Source organism: Streptomyces himastatinicus ATCC 53653 (assembly GCF_000158915.1).
GTDB lineage: Bacteria > Actinomycetota > Actinomycetes > Streptomycetales > Streptomycetaceae > Streptomyces > Streptomyces himastatinicus.
In genome coordinates this window covers 9,344,545-9,347,412 of sequence record NZ_GG657754.1, presented here as the reverse complement: position 1 = coordinate 9,347,412, position 2,868 = coordinate 9,344,545, and the positions used below count along the sequence as shown (strand labels likewise).

Sequence of the window (2,868 nt, the reverse complement as noted above, 5' to 3'; positions counted from 1 at the left end):
GCGCCGCGCATTCCCCTGGTGTCCACCCTGACCGGGGAGGTCGGCGCCGCATTCGACGCCACGTACTGGACCGAGCACATCCGCAACACCACCCGCTTCCACGACGGCCTCACCACACTCCACGGCCTCAGCGTCACCACCTACCTCGAGATCGGTCCGGACGCCGTGCTCACCGCGCTCACTCGCGAGGCGCTGCCCGAGGCCGCCGCCGTACCGCTGCTGCGGCCCCGCCACCACGAGCCGACCAGCCTGGTCACCGGTCTGGCCCAGGCCCACGCCTGGGGCGTCGCCGTCGACTGGAAGGGGTTTCTCGCGGGGCACGGCGGGCGCAACGTGCCCCTTCCCACATACCCCTTCCAGCGCCGCCGCTACTGGCTCGACACCCCCGACCCCGCCGGTTCCCCCGCGGGCCTGGGTCTGGAGCCCGCCTCGCATCCGCTGCTGGCCACAGCCACCGAACTCCCCGACGGCAGCCGCCTGTTCACGGGCCGCGTGACGCTGGCCGACCACGCGTGGCTCGGCGACCACATCGTCATGGGGACCGTCATCCTCCCCGGTACCGCCTTCGTGGAGCTGGCGTTCCACGCCGCCCATACGGTGGGCACCGACGAGATAGCGGAACTCGTCCTGAACGCCCCCGTCACCTTCGGCGCCCAGGGCGCCGCGCTGCTCCAGGTCATCGTCGGGCCCGAGGATCCGTCCACGGGCCGCACCCTGACCATCAGGTCCCGCTCTGAGGCGGACCACTCCTGGACCGAGAACGCCACCGGCCACCTGAGCGCCCCCGTGCCGGTCTCCTGACCGTCCCGCGGACACGCACCAACAGGGCCGGACACCCTCTACGGTGTCTGGCCCTGTTGTGGTGTGGCGAGGTCAGGCGGCGCGTCCCAGGCGGAGCGGGGTGAAGGGCAGGGCCGAGGTGTGCGGGGTGGTGTCGGTGAGGTAGGCGGCCATGGCGTCGGCGGTGATGGGGGCGAGCTGGACGCCCATGCGGAAGTGGCCGGTTGCCAGGTAGACGTCGGGGACGGCGGTCGGGCCGATGAGCGGGAGTTCGTCGGGCGAGGCGGGGCGCAGGCCCGCGCTGATCTCGGCGAAGCGCAGGGCGCCCACGCCGGGGATGACCTCGGCGGCGCGGGCCAGCAGATCGCCGGCGCCGTCGGCGGTGACCGTCTCGTCGTAGCCGCGGTCCTCGTAGGTGGCGCCGATGACGAGTTCGCCGTCCAGCCGGGGCACCAGGTAGAGGGACGCGCCCTTGGAGAGGGCGCGGGCCGTCACGCCCAGGAGCGGCGGTTCGGAGTGCAGCCGGAGGATCTGGCCCTTGACGGGGCGGATCTCCGGGATGGCGTCCTCGGGAAGGCCCCCGATGTGGTGGGTCCAGCAGCCGGCGGCCAGGACGACGCGGTCGAAGGGCACCGCGTCGCCGTTGTCGAGGGTGACGGTGTGGTGGGCGACCCGGATGGCCTGTCTGCGGATGACGGTGCCGCCGAGGGCTTCGATGGCCGTGAGCAGCGCCGCGCTGAGGATGCGCGGGTCGACGGCGCCGTCGTCGGGGCCCAGCAGGCCGCCGAGGGTGGGGGCGAAGGCGGGCTGGAGCTTGGCGCACTCCTCGGGGGTGAGGCGTTCGCTGCGGATGCCGAGCGACTCCCGGAAGGACTGCTGGTGGTCGAGCTTGCGCAGGGCGTCCTCGTCGAAGGCGGCGTCCAGGACGCCGTCGCGCCGGAAACCGGTGGGGGCGAACTCCTCCAGCTCGGCGGCGAAGGACGGGTAGAGGTCGCGGGAGGCAAGGCACAGCCGCAGCAGGTCGTTCACGCCGTCGATCTGCTCACTGCTCGGCGGGAGCATGCCCGCCGACGCGTGGGACGCCTTGGTGGCCGGGGCCGGGTCGATCACGGTGACGGTGACGCCGTGGCGCAGGGCCCGCCAGGCGGTGGCGAGGCCGATGACGCCTCCGCCGACGACTACGGTGTTCATGATTCGCTCTCCTGGAGAAGTCGCCGCAGATGGGAGGCGAGGTCTGCGGGCGTCGGATGGTCGAAGGTGAGGGTCGCGGGCAGCCGCAGTCCGGTGGCGGCGGACAGGTGGCGGCTGAGTTCGAGGTTGCCGATGGAGTCCAGCCCGACGGTGTGGAACTCCCGGTCGGGGTCGATGTCGTCGGGGCTGTCGTAGCCGAGGACGGTGGCGGCGGCGTTACGGACGCACTCCAGCACGGCGCCGTCGTGTTCGGCCTCGGGCAGGTTCGCCAGCCGGGCCCGCAGGGTGTCGGTCGCGGTGGGCCGGGGCGTCGCGGCGGGCGCCAGGTCGGCCAGGACGTGCGGGACGTCCCCGGTGAGGGCCGACTCGTTCAGCCGTACGGGCGCGAGGACGGCCTCGTCCCCGGCGAGGGCGGCGTCGAAGAGGGTCAGGCCCTGGTCGTGGCCGAGCGGGGCGAAGCCGGAGCGCTTGATGCGGGTGAAATCGGCGGTGGACAGCTCGGAGCCCATGCCGTCCTCGCTCTCCCACAGGCCCCAGGCGAGGGAGAGACCGCGCAGCCCGAGGGTGCGGCGGTGGTGGGCGAGCGCGTCCAGGACGGCGTTGGCGGCGGCGTAGTTGCCCTGTCCCGCGTTGCCGGTGAGCCCGGCGACGGACGAGAACACCACGAACGCGCAGTCCGGGTCGCGGATCAGGTCGTGGAGATGGAGCGCGGCGTCGGCCTTGGGGCGCAGGACCGCGTCCAGCCTGCGCGGCGTCAGCGTGTCGACCGTGGCGTCCGCCAGCACACCCGCGGTGTGGATGACGGCGGAGGGTGCGGGGATGTCCGCGAGGGCGGCTTCGAGCGACGCGCGGTCGGCGGTGTCGCAGGCGACGATGTCGACGCGGGCGCCGAGCCCG

General features: G+C 73.4%; 2 protein-coding genes and 1 pseudogene. 1 reads left to right on the top strand and 2 read right to left on the bottom strand.

Annotated elements, in window-relative coordinates; genetic code table 11:
* Positions 1-801, top strand: a pseudogene (locus SSOG_RS39680) (polyketide synthase dehydratase domain-containing protein); the annotation flags it as partial.
* Between the two features lie 72 nt (positions 802-873).
* Here SSOG_RS39680 and thiO read toward each other — a convergent pair.
* Positions 874-1,971, bottom strand: a complete 1,098-nt coding sequence (thiO, locus tag SSOG_RS39675) for a glycine oxidase ThiO (protein WP_009719955.1) — start codon at positions 1,969-1,971, stop codon at positions 874-876.
* Positions 1,968-2,868, bottom strand: a 901-nt coding sequence (locus tag SSOG_RS39670) for a beta-ketoacyl reductase (RefSeq protein WP_039939793.1), incomplete at its 5' end; no start/stop codon positions are given. The genes thiO and SSOG_RS39670, both read right to left, overlap by 4 nt.

Excerpts from the sequence above, each read along its gene's own strand:
- thiO (WP_009719955.1), bottom strand. The coding sequence starts at position 1,971 with ATGAACACCGTAGTCGTCGGCGGAGGCGTCATCGGCCTCGCCACCGCC.